This window comes from Evansella halocellulosilytica, from assembly GCF_002335745.1.
GTDB lineage: Bacteria > Bacillota > Bacilli > Bacillales > Salisediminibacteriaceae > Bacillus_CA > Bacillus_CA halocellulosilytica.
On the sequence record NZ_NIST01000001.1, the window covers coordinates 1,385,537 to 1,402,212 of the forward strand.

Here is a 16,676-nt window from a genome sequence, read left to right on the forward strand (position 1 = left end):
AAAGGCTACGAGACGCCTGCGGGAAAAGTAACAGCTTTCACTTTTGCGACGAGTAACCGCAGGAGCAGAAGACCCCACAGGAACGAGGCTGAAGCGTTGCCCGCGGCAAACGAGTATCCTGAAGTGAAAATCAACACCATCGTTAATAGATCAAATTTTTTAAAGGTATACCTGTTATTCTGAGAGTGTTTGCTTTGTTTTAAAAAGTCAATTATGAAATTGATTCAATTACGTGAAACCAATAAAGAAGCAAATCGATATGTATATAGAGGGAGGCGGGGGAAAAGATGAAAAGCCCGAAAGTAGGTAGATTTACAGCAGGCTTTATTTTTGTTTTATTAGGCACATCGTGGGTTATAACCAATATGACAGGAACAAATATGAGTACCGTTATTTCATATATGTGGTCAGTTTTACTTATTACGTTAGGAATTGAATTTCTCATTAAGTATAAAAAGAAAGATGAAGGAAGTTCGCTTTCATTTGATGGGGGAGTGATTGCGCTTTTATTTGTCGTGATGCTCTTGATCGGAGGCATGTCAATTCTCAAAAATGCTGGAGTTGTTAGTGCTCTTTCGAATATGGGGGGAGGATATCACACATCAGTCCCGATTGAAGAATCATACGAACTATTAGATGAAGTAGAAGAGGTGTTCTTTACCATTCCAAATGGAAATTTATCCATTGAGGGAACAGATGAGCATGTCTTATCGATTGTCGGTGAAGTTAAATCAAATCATGATGAGAGTGACCAACTAAAAAGTGAATTTGAGGAAGACTTAGCCATCGAGACGAATGGGGGAGTATTTCGTTATTCAGTTTCCTCTGATAGTCATCATTCATGGTTTCCATGGTCAAACAACTATCGTTTAGATTTCACGATAAAGGTTCCGTCTTCAATGGAACTTCAAGTAGATTTGACGAATGGAAATATAAACGTTGATACAATAAACCGTGATGTTCACGTAAAAACAACAAACGGTGATGTAGGAGTGAGTCGTATCAATGGGAACCTTGACGTTCAAAGTACGAACGGTAAGTTGGTCATTGAAGACATTAAAGGGTATTTGAATGCAAGAACAACTAACGGAGATATTCTCATTGAACAAGTGACCGAGGATGTCTTTGCCAGTGGAACGAACGGAACTATTCATACTACAAGTAACCATGTAGGCGGAGACTGGGAGATCAAAACGACGAACGGAAAAATAGCAGTTACTTTACCAGATCAAGTAGATGCACAGATCGATGCTGAAACGAGCAATGGTGAAGTTCGCGGAAACGTTAACTGGGTAAGAGAAAATGAAGGTGAGCTTTTTCAAGAAAATAATCAAGGAAGCTCCACTCTCGGTAATGGAACTCATTCTATTAAATTAAGCGGCAGTAATGGGGCAATTGAAGTGAATCAAAACGAATAAGAAAGAGCTGTCTCCAAAGTGCCTGGCACTTTCAAGAGACAGCACACTTGGGATGGTAGGCTGGACAGCCGGTTGAACGCAGGAAGCCACTGAATGCTTCATCTGGTATGGCTTCCACGAGATCGTTGACGGCAAAAGCAACGTCACTTTCCTGAAGTTTTTGGGACAGGTTCATCGGCAGAACGACTTGATTCATACTATAATCTTTAAACATAAGGACACCCCCGGTTAGTTATTGTGTGGTTACTTTAACTTTATCAGAAGGTATCCTTTTTGTTTCAAAAATTAGTTGATTGTAGCGAAAGGTGCGAGACGCCTTCGGGAAAAGCATTCGGCGAAGATCCCGCAGGGCGGTTTTCCCGAGGAAGATGAGGCAATGCCCGTGGCAAAGAAGACACTACGAATGCAAACGAAGTGCAGTACGAGTAGATGTCGCACTTGTGCTCTGGAGTGCAAGCGAACATCCTGTAGCGAAAATCAACGACAAAGTTTAGCAGAGTATAAAAATAAAGAGAGGCACTCCACCCAAACATTGGGATGAGCGCCTCTCTATTTTTATTTATCTGGATTTTGTCTCAGCCTCTTGTTACTTAATGAAGAATTACTGTAAATCTTCGATTGAATCAATGTCCATATATTCAGGAACGACAAGACCTGTTTTCGCACCTTCAAGGTTTGCACCAAGGTCAACAAGATCCTCACCATAGTCTTCTAATAAGTGATCATGAGTTAATGGTAACCACGCTGCTACCATCGCATCAGCTTCACCGTTCGCAACAGCTTGGAACATGAAGTTTGCTTCAAGTGGTGTAATTGTTACGTTATAACCTAAATCTTCAAGAACAGCAGCCATCATGTTTGTAGACGCAATTTCAGAATCCCACGCAACGAATACAAGCTCGATTTCGTCGCCATCAACGGAGTCTACACCGTCAGTCCATTCAGATACGATATCTTGGTTATTGTCTACCCATTCACGAGCAGCTTCTGCATCGTCTTGATCTTCTTCAATGGCCATCATGATTTCACCCATATCCTCTTCAGTCCAATAGAAGTTATCAAGTACTTCGAACGCAGATGGGTGTTCTTCTTCTAACCCTTCACGAGCAAATGTTCCGATGAATTCTGCTTCACCGAATACACCTTCTGGATCTTCAAGGTATTTTAAGTCATATGCTGCAAACTTCCAGTGAGGAGTCCAGCCAGTTACAATGATCGGCTCCTCGTTTTCATATGCATCACCAAGTGCTTGAGTCATTGCCGCATCTGAACTTGCGGAAACATCCCAATCTTCAAGACCATATACTTCTACTGCTTCTTCTGCTGCTGCCATAACACCAGCACCAGCATCAATACCAGTAATTGTGAAATCTAGCTCTTCGCCAACATTTGAGTCAGCGGCTGTGTCATCACCATTTTCTTCTGTTGTTTCTTCATCAGCACCGTCGTTTTCGTCGATATCTGTTGTTCCTTCATCATCATCTGTGCCGCCGCATCCAGCTGCAACAAGAGTAAGTGATAATCCTGTAATTAAACCAAACTTTTTAAGTTTCAAATTGACCCTCTCCTCTTAATGTAAATATTTATATATTCCTTTTTTAAAAGGCTGTTTTATAAAAGATTGTTGCTTTTAAAGATTAAATTGTTCGAATCCTGCTTCGAAGCAACAATCTATGCGAAATGAGCCTTTTGTAAAAAGGGTAAAAACGAGATGATTTAACGCTGTGGATTAATCGCTTGTGTTAAACGATCAAGAATAATGGCTAATATAACTAAACAAATTCCAGCTTCAAAGCCCATTGCAATATCATTTCGTCCAACAGCGTAATAAACTTGTCGTCCAATTCCGTCGGTACCAATCATTGCAGCGATAACAACCATTGATAATGCAAGCATGATCGTCTGGTTAACCCCAGCCATGATCGTTGTTTTTGCCATCGGCAGCTGAACTTTAAACAGCTTTTGTGCTCCAGTAGAACCGAATGCATCTGAAGCTTCGATAATTTCTGTTGATACTTGACGAATACCTAAATTCGTCAATCTGACAGTAGGAGGCATTGCAAAAATAACGGAAGCAACGACCCCAGGTACGATCCCAATGCTGAAAAATGCAACAGCAGGAATTAAATATACGAATGCGGGCATCGTCTGCATAAAGTCTAATATTGGTGTAACAATCCGTTGTACCATATTGCTTTTAGCCATCCAAATACCTACAGGAATCCCGATAATGACAGAAATAAGTGTTGCTGTAATGACTAAGGATAACGTTAAGATAAGGTCATCCCAGTAGCCAATACTTTCAATTAGCAACAGTCCTAGTAATACAAGGATAGGAAGCCCATATGATTTTTGTTTCTTTGTCAGCCTATAAGCGACGCCAGTTAAGATTAAAATAAACAGGATTGGCGGAATAAGCTGAAAGAAATTCAAAAAGACGTTAACAGATATAAATTCTATAAAGGAGCGGATACTTTGGAAAATGAAATCCGCATTCCGTAACCAATCTACTAAACTCTCAATCCAACTCCCAAGTGGAATTCTCGGTAAAAAATCTAGTAATCCATCAAACCATGCATAAACGTTTTCGTTCCACCAATCAGTCATCGCCGTTCACCTCATTTCCAGATAACGCAGAAAGAACTGTGCTTCGTATAATGATGCCATGTAGCTTTTTATTGTCATCAATGACGGCAATTGGAACAGAAGATGTAGATGCTGTTTCAAATAAGTCATGCATCGGAGTGTCAAATGTAACCGATGGAACATCTGTATTCACTAATGATGTTAAATCTTTCTCGTTTTCTTTTACTGCTTTTGAAACGTCATCAGCATGGACAATTCCCATTAACTCACGGTTTCGCTTGACTACGTAAATGCTTGAAATGTTTGCATCTCTCATCCGTTGTAATGCGACTCGAGGACCATCCTTTTCAACGTTAACCGTCTCAGGTCTTACCATAATGTTTTCAGCTGTAAAAACTTTTGAACGATCAACATCTTCAACGAATTTTTCAACGTACTCATTAGCAGGATTCGTTAATATTTCTTCTGGTGTCCCAATTTGAACAATCGCTCCGTCCTTCATAATCGTAATGCGGTCACCGATACGAAGAGCTTCGTCTAAGTCGTGCGTAATAAAGACAATCGTCTTTTTCATTGTTTCTTGTAAATCTAACAGCTCATCTTGCATATCTTTACGAATTAACGGGTCTAATGCAGAGAATGCTTCATCCATTAACAAAATGTCAGGGTCATTTGCGAGCGCTCTTGCTAACCCTACACGCTGCTGCATTCCCCCAGACAACTGGTCTGGATATTGTTTTTCATATCCTTTAAGACCAACTAGTTCGAGTGAAGATAATGCTTTTTCTTGACGGTTTTCTTTCGTTACTCCTTGAACCTCTAGTCCGTATTCGACGTTTTGTAAGATCGTACGGAATGGGAATAAGCCAAACTTTTGGAAAACCATGCTCATTTTTTTCCTGCGAACTTCTCGCAACTCTTTGTCATTCATACTTGCTAAGTCTTCACCATCAACCCACACACTTCCAGTAGTCGGATCAATGAGTCTATTTAACAAACGGACTAAAGTAGATTTACCACTACCTGAAAGCCCCATAATGACAAAAATTTCTCCATCTTCGACTTCAAAGGATGCTTGATTTACACCGACAGTATTGCCGGTTTCTTTCAAAATTTCATCCTTAGATTTGTTTTGCTCTAATAATTTTAGAGCTTGTTTCGGCCGTCTGCCGAACACTTTCGTTAGGTTTTCGACTTTAATTTTAGCCAATGATTGCCACCTCAATCTTATACATCTGTAGTATCTTGGACCTAGTGATTTCCTTGTAGGGAAAGTGAAATTCTTGTCTTTTGGAAAACATTCGGAAAAAGTTACTATTTCGGTCTAAGTATTTCGACCTTTCTAACTATAAATGTTAAACAAAATAAAATCAAACAGTATATACCCATTGTTTTGTACTTAAAGTTTGTTCAGAAAAAACTGTACGTAAATTACGTGAAGAATACTACAATTTACTTCAAAATGCTTTCATTTTGTAAGCAAGTTGCGACTTTCATTGTATGTCTTTGTTTTGCTACGATTCTATATAGTAGAAAAAATCGTTGATTTTACGGTTGAGGATGATTCGCACCGACAAGGCGGTTGCAAAAAAAACAGAAGAAGACAGAGGAGGTTCGCCTATGTCCAGCGAACAACAGCTTAATAGTGATTATAAGAAACTAGATCAAGCTCGAAATCGATTTATTACAGAGGTCGCTAATAACATGCATTTATATAATATAACGTCTTCTGTTGGGAGATTATATGGGACGGTCTTTTTTTCAGAGGAACCGATGACGTTGGATGATATGAGCAAAGCTTTAGCGATGAGCAAAACAAGTATGAGTACCGGCATTCGTGCATTAACAGAAGCGAACATGGTTGAGAGAGTTTGGGAAAAAGGAATCCGCAAAGATTTATATAAAGCAGATGATGATTGGTATAAATCTTTTTCTAATGTGTTTATCACAAGGTGGCGAAATGCGACAGAAAGAAATATGAAAGCAATTGAAGATACGAAATCTGAACTTATGAAACTTGAAAAAACAACGAAATACGATGAAATTAAAAAGAAAGTGGAGGTCGATCTTGATAAGATTGGTGAAGCCGAAGCGTATTATGAGTGGTTAAATGAAGTGATAGCTTTATTTGAAACAGGCGAGATCTTTGAGATTATTCCTAAAAAGCATGCAAAATAACGAATGAAAACAGGTCGCGGTAAATGGGTTATCAACTCAGTTTACTGGGACTTTTTTAATTATTTTTTACAAACCGTCATAAATATGCCGTTATTAACGTATTTTATCGAGTGTTCACCATCATGTTCAATTATTTTTTGCTATAATAAAATAGATGGAATGAAACTGTTAGTTACAAAGGATGTTTAATTGAGAAGTAAACTGATTACATCCCCGCTTTAGCTTGCAAATAAAAGGCTGAAAGACTAGCAGTTTTTTAATTAATTAATAGATTGTAAAATTGAAGATGCGTTTAATAGAATGCTGCATTTAAAGTAGAAATAACCTTTACGAAAAAAAGCCATTTTAAAGATAACTTCATGAAATAGAAAGGAAGAAGACGAACATAATGAGAAATTATCAACTAGCTCTAATCCTGTTAGTGATCGGTTTTATTGGTGGAGCACTATATTGGGTATGGGTTTTTACAAAATAACGATTAAAAGTGTCAAACTCGACGTCCGTTTGGCACATTTTTACTTAAATCACGTAAATGCTAGCTAGCAAGGAATGTTAATTATAGTGTGTGTTCAAAAAGATGGGCAAAAAGAGCTGAGTAGATCAAGGCTACGAAGTTTTGAGTATTGGAGCGTACGGTGTTCATACGTGAAATAACAGAGAAACGAGTCAACACAAAGATATGAAAGCTATTTTTTCTTGGACTTTTTGAACATCTTCTTAATAGAAATTGTTTAAGAAAGTCACGGATGTATCGTAACTTTTCTTTTTCAAATAACGACAAAGAAAGTAGACGGGGAGGGGAGCGCGTGAGAAAGGAATTTGAGCGGTTATATGAAAACTACCACCATATGTTGTTTAACTACTTATTCTATATGGTACGAAGCCGCGAGGTAGCAGAGGAACTTGTGCAAGAAGTTTATATAAAAGTGCTCAATTCATACGATCAATATGAAGGAAGAAGCAGTGAGAAAACGTGGCTCTATTCGGTGGCAAAGCACGTTGGAATTGATTGGATCAGAAAGCAATCTCGTAAAAAGAGAAAGTGGGAAGGCCAAGAAATTGAGTGGAGTGAGCGCGATTTCGAAATAAAGGATTTTGCACCGCTGCCTGAGGAAATTCTCGTTCAAAAAGATGAAATGCAACATATATACAATTGTTTAAGTAAATGTACAGAAAGTCAGCAGCAAGTTATTTTATTACGTTATATTGAATCTTTAAGTATTTCTGAAACTGCTGAAGTCCTCGGGTGGACAGAAAGCAAAGTTAAAACAACACAGCATCGCGCAATTAAATCATTAAAAAAATATGCTGAAGATTTTGATTCAGAGACAGAAAAGGAGGTAAGCCAATGACGAAGAAGCATTGGACCGAAAATGAGATTGAAGATCACTTGAATAAGCTGCCTCCCGTTAAAGATCAACAATCTAAAGATGAATTGTTTGAACTAATTCAAAAGAAAATGAATAATGAACAAACAAATAATGAGGATCAGTCTCTAGTAGTGAAACGAAAAAAACGTACGTGGTTGTATCCAATGTTAGCATCTGCTGCGGCTGTCTTTTTAATTTTACTTATCCTACCTTCATTTCTGCAAGAGCAAGAGCCGGAAATCTCAACAATGGATGCACCAACAGACAGTAGTGAAGACCGTGCAGAAGAAGATGAGTTGGCAACGAATGAGGATGATCCAGATATGGAAATTGCGATTGACGATGGTAATGAAGCTGCAGATCAAGTTGAAACTGAAGGGGAGAGCTTTTCAGAAGTAGAAGAAGAGAGCCTTGAAGAGAGTGAAGAAGCAGCTGAAGTAAATCATTCAATAGGTGCTGCTATTCCGAAAGTATTTGATGTTGAAGTTGGCAATACAATTGAAGAGCGTGTTGCACTCATTGAAACTACGGTGGAGATGAATGAAGAAACAGGATCAACATTAGAAGAGGTCCTCGTCTATTTACTATCTAAGAATGAGGATCTTGAGTTGGAGTCTCTTCAGGAAATAGAGTTCCGTGAAGAAGAAAAAACGGCAGATTTACATTTTTCTGAAGATCATCAATTAGGCAGCCTCACTGGATATCAGTACCATGCAGTTGCCAATTCGTTAAAAGAATTATTCGGACATTATGGGTTTGAAGAAGTGAAGTTTTATGTAGATGGAGAGCCTGGAATTATGTTCGGACCGGAAGGCGAACGGTTTGAATTCGATGTAGATGAAGTGAACCGAGGCTATTACGTATATGAAGATGCTGACGGTGTTGAGTATTTAATAAGAAATACAATGGTAGGAGAGCCGTTCGAAAATGAAGATGGTGAGTTGTTTACATTTGACCAGACGATAAATCATATGCAGAATGTTGAAGAAACCGCATGGTACCGTTCATTCATCCCTGAATTTATTGAAGTTACGGATATCGATGTTGCTGATGACAGAGTGTTATTAGCATTTTCAGGTGACGAAAATATTAGCAATGTCGAAGAACAAAAAAGTTTTGACCTATTTTTAAGGGGCGTATTAGTAACGGCAGCAGATTTCGATTATGAAACGTTATCACTTTACTCTGAAAGCAGCGGACACCTAGGTGACTATACTTTATCTAATCCGGTTATTCCGAATTTGCCATTAGGTTCTTCCTAAAGAAAGCAAGAGGCCGTCCACTAAAGGTCGCTGAATAGCGACCTTTAGTGGACGGCCTCATTTCTATTTCGTTTAATTTTTTATTGTTTTAGAGGACAGGTGGCCTGTTATCCTGCCTTCTTCTCTCTCTTTTTTTCTTTTTGTTCTTTGAATTTATAATGTCTTTCCCATTTTAGAAAGTTATGGGTAATACAAAGAAGACACTACGAATGCAAACGAAGTGCTGCATGAGTAGATGTCGCACTTGTGCTTTGGAGTGAAAGCGTCAGCCTAGAGCGATTCGAGCGAACCTATTACATTTACTTCAATTAATTAGTTAAAACAAAGAGGGTGTCACCAAAAGCTAGGCTTTTGGGACACCCTCTTTTTACATATGAAGAAAAATGGTCAAATTTCGATTTCGCATCTCTGTGCTGACTCGTTTCTCCTTTTAACACGAACTGTGAGTAAATAAACGGTGATTTTGTCTAGAAATGTTTCCCGGGAAATGAAAGATGTGGAATATAGGCAGTCGTCACGAATATCATGTCGGAATGAACACGAATTCGGCATAAAAACGTATCATGAGGCTGATCAAAAGTATTTGTCTTACTTTTGAGTCAGCACTCGGGTAAAAGTATAGAACGAGGGTGACGATTGTATGTTGCCCTTTTCACTTTTGCTTATCTTTATATTTTTTTAGTCGGTATTGTAAACTTTGTCTGCTTAGGTGAAGGTCGTTAGCAGCTTTCGTTACATTTCCGTTGTGCATTTCTAAGACATGTTCAATATATTTTTGTTCAACCTCTTCCATATATGTGTTTAAAGGAGTAACGGTTTGTAATGACGATGTTTTTACTGGTGAAGGAATACTCGGAATTTGTTCATTGTCTAAAGGGAACTTCGTTCGAACGTGAGTTGGCAGATGGCTATATTCAATTTCTTCGTCATAATGAATTAAATTCATCGCTCCTTCAATCATATGTTCAAGTTCTCTTACATTACCTGGCCAATCATATTGATTGAATAGGTTCATGACTTCTTCAGAGATACCAGGGACATTAAGTTGAAATCGTTGATTGTATTTATTGATGAAGTGATCAACTAAAATCGGTAAATCTTCTTTTCTTTGCCGAAGCGGCGGTATCACTATAGAGACAACACTTAGCCGGTAGTATAAATCTTCCCTTAAATTATTTTTCTCAATCGACTTTAGCGGGTCTTCGTTTATTGTCGCAATAATACGTACATCAATGGCACGGTCTTTCGTATCTCCGATTCGTCTAATCGTTTTTTCTTGAATGGCACGCAGCAGTTTTGCCTGCAGTGGAGCACTTAATGAATTAATTTCATCAAGCATTAATGTTCCGCCATTTGCTTGTTCAAATAAGCCAGGATGTTCTGTTGCTCCAGTGAAAGCTCCTCGTACTGTACCAAATAAAATTCCTTCAATGAGTGACTCGGGTAATGCTGCACAGTTTTGACTGATAAACGGTTTTGCTGATCGATCGCTGCCGTTATGGATGCTCTGTGTAAATAGTTCTTTACCTGTTCCAGTTTCTCCGGTTACTAAGACAGATGAGGTCGTACGAGTTGCTTTTTTAGCACTTTCGATTACCTCATGAATGGCATCACTTTCACCAATAATCTTATCAAATGTATATTTCGCTTCTTGCTTTTCTCGTGCAGTTTCTCTCGTCAATTGCTCGATTTTTGTAATATCTTTCGCAATTTCGACAGCACCAATAATTTCATCTTCATCATAAAGTGGGAACGTATCGTTAATCGTGGTGATCTCCTGGCCTTTATAGTTGAAATAAGTCTGTTTTGCGTTTTTACGTATAGAACCTTTTCTTAACGCCTGCAATAATCGGCTTTCATCTTCTTTTTTAAATAAAAAAATCTCCATAATATTTTTATGAATAACATCTTCTTTTGCCATGTCTTCAATTTCAGACATTTTCTTATTATAAATTACGGAATGTCCTTCAGCGTTTACAACGTGAATCCCTACATCAATCGCATCTAACAGTTGTTGATAAATTGGATCGAGGTAAGGGAGTGATGTAATTGGATGCATCATGATCTGCCTCCTTTAACCTTTGTATTGAAACTGTATATGAAAGCAGTCTTTAGGAACAATGGTCACCTTCAGAAGTGTACAAGTTTCTTTCATTCCTATTTTACAAAAAACTTGTCGAGGACTGCAAACTTATTTTGCACTTTGGTGCAAAATTATTTTTCTTATGCAAATTAATTTTGCAATAGTCAGAATGTAAGGGTTAACATATAGAGGTTTTATAGTTGGCATGAATTTTGCATTGTTTATAAGTGTAAAAATTTTAAGATATTATTTAATCTTTCAAAAAGGAGTGGATCAGTCCATGGTAGTACCTTACAAACATGAACCATTTACTGACTTTACGGTAGAGGAGAACCGTAAGGAGTTTCAAGCTGCATTAGAGCTAGTTAAAGGTGAGCTTGGTAAAGAATATCCTCTTATTATTAATGGGGAAAAAATTATGACAGATGACAAGATTGTCTCTGAAAACCCTGCTAATCGTGAAGAAATTGTTGGGTACGTTTCAAAAGCAGACCAAGATCATGCAGAAAAAGCAATGCAAGCAGCTGATAAAGCATTTAAATCTTGGAAAAAGTGGGACCCTGCTGCACGTGCGAACATTTTATTCCGTGCATCTGCGATGATTCGTCGTCGCAAACATGAATTCTCTGCTTATTTAGTCTACGAAGCAGGAAAGCCATGGAAGGAAGCGGATGCAGATACTGCAGAAGCGATTGACTTCTTAGAATATTATGCACGCCAAATTCTTCGTCTGAAAGACGGTTTTGAAATTAATTCACGTGAGATTGAGCACAACTCATTTAACTATATTCCACTAGGTGTGGGTGTCACCATTTCACCATGGAACTTTGCATTTGCAATCATGGCTGGAACGACAGTTGGCCCACTAGTAGCAGGAAATACAATTCTATTAAAACCAGCGACAACGACTCCAGTCGTAGCTTATAAGTTTATGGAAGTATTAATGGAAGCTGGCCTTCCAAATGGATGCGTTAACTACATCCCTGGAAGCGGATCTGTCATCGGAGACTATTTAGTCGATCACCCGAATACTCGTTTTATAAACTTTACAGGCTCAAAAGATGTTGGACTGCGAATCTATGAGCGAGCGGCTAAAGTACAAGAAGGACAAATTTGGTTGAAGCGCGTGATTGCTGAAATGGGAGGAAAAGACACGATCGTCGTCGATAGCAGCGGAGACTTAGATTTAGCTGCGGAAGCGATCACTTACTCAGCATTCGGGTTCTCAGGTCAAAAATGTTCTGCTTGCTCTCGAGCAGTCATTCATGAAGATGTATATGATGAAGTACTTGAAAGAGTTGTAGCTCGTACGAAAGAATTGACTGTTGGACCAACTTACCATGACAACTCTAACTTTATGGGACCAGTAAATGACCAAGCTGCATTCGATAAAATCTTAGATTATATTGAAATTGGGAAAAAGGAAGGGAAACTGATGGCCGGAGGAGAAGGCGATTCTTCAAAAGGTTACTTCGTTCAACCAACAGTATTTGCTGACCTAGATCCAAAAGCTCGCATTATGCAAGAAGAAATCTTTGGTCCAGTCGTAGCATTTACAAAAGCAAAAGACTTTGACCATGCATTAGAAATTGCGAACAATACAGAATACGGTTTAACTGGTGCTGTTATTTCAAACAACCGTGCTCACTTGGAACAAGCACGTGAGGAGTTCCATGTTGGAAACTTATACTTCAACAGAGGATGTACAGCAGCAATTGTCGGATATCACCCATTTGGCGGTTTCAACATGTCAGGTACTGACTCAAAGGCAGGCGGACCAGACTACTTGCTTCATTTCTTACAACCCAAAACAGTATCAGACATGTTTTAAAGATAGCTGAAAATGTCTGCTTGTTGACCTTAGGGAAAATAGCGGTCTAAAGAGACCAACAAGGGGGAGTGCGCATGTCGAGCTCAAAACAAATTATCGATTTAACAGAAAAATATGGTGCTAAAAACTATCACCCGCTGCCAATCGTTATATCTAAAGCAGAAGGGGTTTGGGTAGAAGATCCTGAAGGGAACCGCTATATAGATATGTTAAGTGCGTATTCAGCGGTGAACCAAGGACACCGGCATCCGAAAATTATTGAGGCATTAAAAGACCAAGCGGATCGCATTACACTAACTTCCCGTGCGTTTCATAATGATCAGCTCGGACGTTTTTATGAAAAAGTAACGAGCTTAACGAATAAAAATATGGTACTCCCAATGAATACAGGAGCCGAAGCGGTAGAGACAGCTGTGAAAGCTGTCCGCCGCTGGGCTTACCGTGTTAAAGGAATTCCACAAGACCAAGCTGAAATTATTGTATGTGAAGATAACTTCCACGGTCGAACGATGACTGCTGTTTCTTTATCTTCTAATGATGAATATAAAAAAGACTTTGGTCCAATGCTTCCTGGAATAAAGGTAATTCCATTTGGCGATATCCAAGCATTAAAAGAAGCGATTACACCGAATACAGCAGCATTTTTGTTTGAGCCAATTCAAGGGGAAGCAGGGATTAACATTCCGACAGACGGATTTTTGAAAGAAGCATATAATGTATGTAAAGCAAACAATGTCCTATATGTTGCTGATGAAATCCAAGCAGGACTTGGCAGAACAGGGAAAATGTTTGCCTGCGACTGGGAAAATGTTGAGCCAGACGTATTTATATTAGGAAAAGCGCTTGGAGGCGGAGTGATGCCGATCTCTGTCGTTGCTGCTAACGATGATATTTTAGGTGTATTTGAGCCAGGTTCTCACGGCTCAACTTTTGGAGGGAATCCATTAGCTTCGGCAGTTTCAGTTGCTTCTCTGGAAGTCATTGAAGAAGAAGGATTAGTCGAACGTTCACTGGAATTGGGTAATTACTTTATGAGTGAATTAAGAAAAGTTGATAATCCGAAAGTGAGAGAAGTTCGTGGAAAAGGTCTTTTCATCGGAGTTGAAATGGATGGACCAGCAAGGCCGTATTGTGAAGCATTGAAGGCAGAAGGATTGCTTTGTAAAGAAACACATGAAAATGTGATCCGCTTTGCACCTCCACTAGTCATTTCCCAAGAAGATCTTGACTGGGCATTAGAACGAGTCAAAAAAGTACTTTCAAACTAACTTAATTGAATGAACATCATAGACAATTAGATGCCTGAGACATGCAATGAACGAGGAGAACTTCGTGAACAACGGGCTCTCCTCTTTTTTTCAAAAAGTAATATCGATTTATGTCGATAAAGTATAAGTGATGCAACATTGCTGAGCTGAATTAGAAAAGCAATGATGAAGGATCGTTAGATCTAGAAGATTACGAAAGTTCGGAAAATGGCATTGATATATAGTAAATCATGAGCGAATCACGTGAAGCCCAGTTCATGTAGAGTGAGGAGAAGCGTGAAAGAGAAAGGGGTTGAATGGTGATGATTACAAGAAATTTTTTCCTGTTTTTATCTCAAAATAAGTTTATGAAAGATAAGGCAACAAAATGGGGGCCGAAGATGGGCGCCAAGCAGGTTATAGCAGGGATAACCATTCAGGAGGCTATGGAAAAGGCAGCAGAACTTAACGAGGATGGACTTGTTTGTACTGTTGACCACTTAGGGGAATTTGTCTATAACAAAGACGAAGCGATTGATTCAGCTGAGCATTGTATTCATACGTTAGATGCGATTGCTGAATCAGGGGTCAAATGCAACCTCTCACTCAAACTAACTCAATTAGGGTTAGATATCGATTATCAATTGTGTCTTGATAACATGATACGAATTTTAGAAACAGCAAAGAAACATAATATATTTGTTCGCATTGATATGGAAGACTATTCGCATTTAGATGCAACATTAAATATTTTGCAAGATTTGCGAGAATCATATGATAATGTTGGGACAGCGATTCAAGCTTATTTATTCCGTGCAGAAGAAGATGTTCATCGTTTAAAAGGTACGAATATTCGTTTAATTAAAGGTGCTTATAAAGAGTCACCTGAAGTCGCATACCAAGATAAAAAAGATGTTGATGAAAACTATTTAAAGATCATTAAAACTCATTTGTTAAATGGAAGTTATGCATCTGTTGCTACTCATGATCACAATATTATTAATAAAGTGAAAGCGTTTGCGGAAGAAAACAATATTCCGAGAGACCAATTCGAATTTCAAATGCTTTATGGATTCCGTAGTGAATTACAAAAGGAGATTGCCAAAGAAGGCTATAAAATGAGAATTTATATTCCGTTCGGTGAGGATTGGTACGGGTACTTTATGCGTAGATTGGCAGAAAGGCCGCAAAACATTACTTTTGCAATTCGAGGACTTTTATCGAAGTAATACGATGTTAATGGGAAATATTAAGGTTTTCCCTTATAATAAATGATTTTGAAACAGTTTTTATTTCGTTATACACTTTATTTAGCTTTACTATCCTTACTTTTATGAAAGAGAAAAGGACGTGAAACGATCAATGAAGAAACGAATTTCAATTATTGGGGTACCAATGGATTTAGGACAAACTCGTCGTGGTGTTGATATGGGACCGAGTGCAATGCGCTATGCAGGAGTAGTAGAGCGACTTGAGAACCTTGGCTATGAAGTGAATGACCGAGGTGATATTGAAATAGGGCGCCCCACTAAATATGATATAAAAAACGAAGATAATTTGAAGGATTTAGAAGAAGTTGTAAAAGCAAATCAATTATTAGCAGATAGTTTAAAAGAGGCAGTAAATGAAGGGGATTTTCCATTAGTATTAGGAGGAGACCATAGTATTGCAATTGGAACTCTTGCTGGAGTAGCAAATATGCATAAAGAGCTCGGTGTCATTTGGTATGATGCACATGGTGATTTAAACACCGGGGATACATCTCCTTCTGGAAACATTCATGGAATGCCGTTAGCTGTTAGCTTGGGCATTGGTCACCCGTCGTTAACTGAAATCGGAGGGTTTGCACCGAAAATAAAGCCAGAAAATATCGTCATTATCGGTGCCCGGTCACTAGATGAAGGAGAACGTGAACTCATTCGTGAGAAAGGAATTAAAGTGTTTACGATGCATGAGATCGACCGTGTCGGAATGACAAACGTCATGGAAGAAGCGATTTCACACGTATCTCGAAATACAGATGGGATTCACTTAAGCTTAGACTTAGATGCTCTAGATCCTCACGATGCACCAGGGGTTGGGACACCTGTTGTTGGGGGAACAACATATCGTGAAACACATTTAGCGATGGAAATGCTTGCAGAACGAAATTTAGTAACTTCTGCTGAATTTGTTGAAGTGAATCCGATCCTTGATGCAAAAAACCAGACAGCTGAAGCTGCAGTAGGATTAATCGGCTCATTATTCGGGGAAAAATTGTTATAAATGAAATTTGAGAAGAACTTAGGTCATATATAGACCGAGTTCTTTTTATTTGCGTGATGTCATTTATGATCTTAAATGATGAATAATGATGGATATGAAATGAACATAAGTTTCTTTGATCACAAAAGCCCTTTAATGAGATAAAATGAGCTGAGATACAACTTCCCCCAACTCGTTTTTTCTATGTATGCTGTTAAACGTCATCATTTACTCGAAAGAGCGCCAGACGGTGACTCAGGCGGGAAAACAATCGTCGAAAATCCCCTAGGTGCACACAGTGTGGCACCTAGTAAGTTGAGGCATTGCCCGCTGCAAAGAAGACACTACGAATGCAAACGAAGTGCAGCACGAGTAGAAGATGTCGCACTTGTGCTTTGGAGTGAAAGCGTCCGCCTATAGCGATTTCGAATTGATTATGAAAAGGGATGTCCTCAAA

General features: G+C 38.7%; 12 protein-coding genes and 1 pseudogene. 8 read left to right on the forward strand and 5 right to left on the reverse strand.

Annotation, left to right across the window (positions count from 1 at the left end; genetic code table 11):
* Positions 1-287 precede the first annotated feature (287 nt).
* Positions 288-1,418 (forward strand): DUF4097 family beta strand repeat-containing protein, encoded by a 1,131-nt coding sequence (locus CD001_RS06710; RefSeq protein ID WP_096186780.1) that lies wholly within the window; start codon positions 288-290, stop codon positions 1,416-1,418.
* 46 nt (positions 1,419-1,464) lie between these two features.
* On the opposite strand, the pseudogene CD001_RS06715 reads toward CD001_RS06710, so the two are convergent.
* The 4 genes and pseudogenes from CD001_RS06715 to proV form a co-directional block, all read right to left on the reverse strand.
* Positions 1,465-1,632: pseudogene (locus CD001_RS06715) on the reverse strand (IS5/IS1182 family transposase); the annotation flags it as partial.
* A 387-nt stretch (positions 1,633-2,019) separates the two neighbouring features.
* Positions 2,020-2,973 carry a glycine betaine ABC transporter substrate-binding protein gene (locus tag CD001_RS06720; RefSeq protein ID WP_096186782.1) on the reverse strand — a complete coding sequence of 318 codons (954 nt, stop codon included), beginning with the start codon at positions 2,971-2,973 and terminating at the stop codon, positions 2,020-2,022.
* Between the two features lie 161 nt (positions 2,974-3,134).
* Positions 3,135-4,025, reverse strand: coding sequence for an ABC transporter permease (locus CD001_RS06725; RefSeq protein ID WP_096186783.1), 891 nt, complete (start codon positions 4,023-4,025; stop codon positions 3,135-3,137).
* Positions 4,018-5,214, reverse strand: coding sequence for a glycine betaine/L-proline ABC transporter ATP-binding protein ProV (proV, locus tag CD001_RS06730; RefSeq protein WP_096186784.1), 1,197 nt, complete (start codon positions 5,212-5,214; stop codon positions 4,018-4,020). The genes CD001_RS06725 and proV overlap by 8 nt, the downstream gene beginning before the upstream one ends.
* A 410-nt stretch (positions 5,215-5,624) precedes the next feature.
* Between proV and CD001_RS06735 the strand changes: the two genes are divergently transcribed.
* From CD001_RS06735 to CD001_RS06745, 3 genes are all read left to right on the forward strand, one after another.
* Positions 5,625-6,182, forward strand: a complete 558-nt coding sequence (locus CD001_RS06735) for a GbsR/MarR family transcriptional regulator (protein ID WP_096186785.1) — start codon at positions 5,625-5,627, stop codon at positions 6,180-6,182.
* An 806-nt stretch (positions 6,183-6,988) separates the two neighbouring features.
* Entirely contained in the window at positions 6,989-7,534 is a 546-nt protein-coding gene (gene sigX, locus CD001_RS06740; RefSeq protein WP_096186786.1) for an RNA polymerase sigma factor SigX, read from the forward strand.
* The gene (locus CD001_RS06745) at positions 7,531-8,814 is read left to right on the forward strand and encodes a hypothetical protein (RefSeq protein WP_096186787.1); all 1,284 of its coding nucleotides are present in this window, start codon (positions 7,531-7,533) and stop codon (positions 8,812-8,814) included. Before sigX ends, CD001_RS06745 begins: the two co-directional genes overlap by 4 nt.
* A gap of 652 nt (positions 8,815-9,466) precedes the next feature.
* On the opposite strand, the gene CD001_RS06750 is transcribed toward CD001_RS06745, so the two are convergent.
* Positions 9,467-10,873: a sigma-54 interaction domain-containing protein gene (locus CD001_RS06750; protein ID WP_257009968.1), complete on the reverse strand. Its 1,407-nt coding sequence runs from the start codon at positions 10,871-10,873 to the stop codon at positions 9,467-9,469.
* Positions 10,874-11,177: 304 nt separating this feature from the next.
* Between CD001_RS06750 and pruA the strand changes: the two genes are divergently transcribed.
* The 4 genes from pruA (at position 11,178) to rocF (ending at position 16,240) form a co-directional block, all read left to right on the forward strand.
* Entirely contained in the window at positions 11,178-12,728 is a 1,551-nt protein-coding gene (gene pruA, locus CD001_RS06755) for an L-glutamate gamma-semialdehyde dehydrogenase (RefSeq protein WP_096186789.1), read from the forward strand.
* A gap of 74 nt (positions 12,729-12,802) precedes the next feature.
* The gene (locus CD001_RS06760; RefSeq protein WP_096186790.1) at positions 12,803-13,996 is read left to right on the forward strand and encodes an ornithine--oxo-acid transaminase; all 1,194 of its coding nucleotides are present in this window, start codon (positions 12,803-12,805) and stop codon (positions 13,994-13,996) included.
* A gap of 296 nt (positions 13,997-14,292) precedes the next feature.
* On the forward strand, positions 14,293-15,204 hold the full coding sequence (locus tag CD001_RS06765; protein WP_096186791.1) for a proline dehydrogenase family protein: 912 nt from the start codon (positions 14,293-14,295) through the stop codon (positions 15,202-15,204).
* 133 nt (positions 15,205-15,337) lie between these two features.
* Entirely contained in the window at positions 15,338-16,240 is a 903-nt protein-coding gene (gene rocF, locus CD001_RS06770; protein WP_096190513.1) for an arginase, read from the forward strand.
* Positions 16,241-16,676: the final 436 nt, after the last annotated feature.

What these genes read in the sequence shown, in the direction of transcription:
- CD001_RS06710 (WP_096186780.1), top strand. Translation starts at nt 288, where the DNA reads ATGAAAAGCCCGAAAGTAGGTAGATTTACAGCAGGCTTTATTTTTGTT.
- CD001_RS06725 (WP_096186783.1), bottom strand. Translation starts at nt 4,025, where the DNA reads ATGACTGATTGGTGGAACGAAAACGTTTATGCATGGTTTGATGGATTA.
- CD001_RS06735 (WP_096186785.1), top strand. Translation starts at nt 5,625, where the DNA reads ATGTCCAGCGAACAACAGCTTAATAGTGATTATAAGAAACTAGATCAA.
- CD001_RS06745 (WP_096186787.1), top strand. Translation starts at nt 7,531, where the DNA reads ATGACGAAGAAGCATTGGACCGAAAATGAGATTGAAGATCACTTGAAT.
- CD001_RS06750 (WP_257009968.1), bottom strand. Translation starts at nt 10,873, where the DNA reads ATGCATCCAATTACATCACTCCCTTACCTCGATCCAATTTATCAACAA.
- pruA (WP_096186789.1), top strand. Translation starts at nt 11,178, where the DNA reads ATGGTAGTACCTTACAAACATGAACCATTTACTGACTTTACGGTAGAG.
- CD001_RS06760 (WP_096186790.1), top strand. Translation starts at nt 12,803, where the DNA reads ATGTCGAGCTCAAAACAAATTATCGATTTAACAGAAAAATATGGTGCT.
- CD001_RS06765 (WP_096186791.1), top strand. Translation starts at nt 14,293, where the DNA reads ATGGTGATGATTACAAGAAATTTTTTCCTGTTTTTATCTCAAAATAAG.
- rocF (WP_096190513.1), top strand. Translation starts at nt 15,338, where the DNA reads ATGAAGAAACGAATTTCAATTATTGGGGTACCAATGGATTTAGGACAA.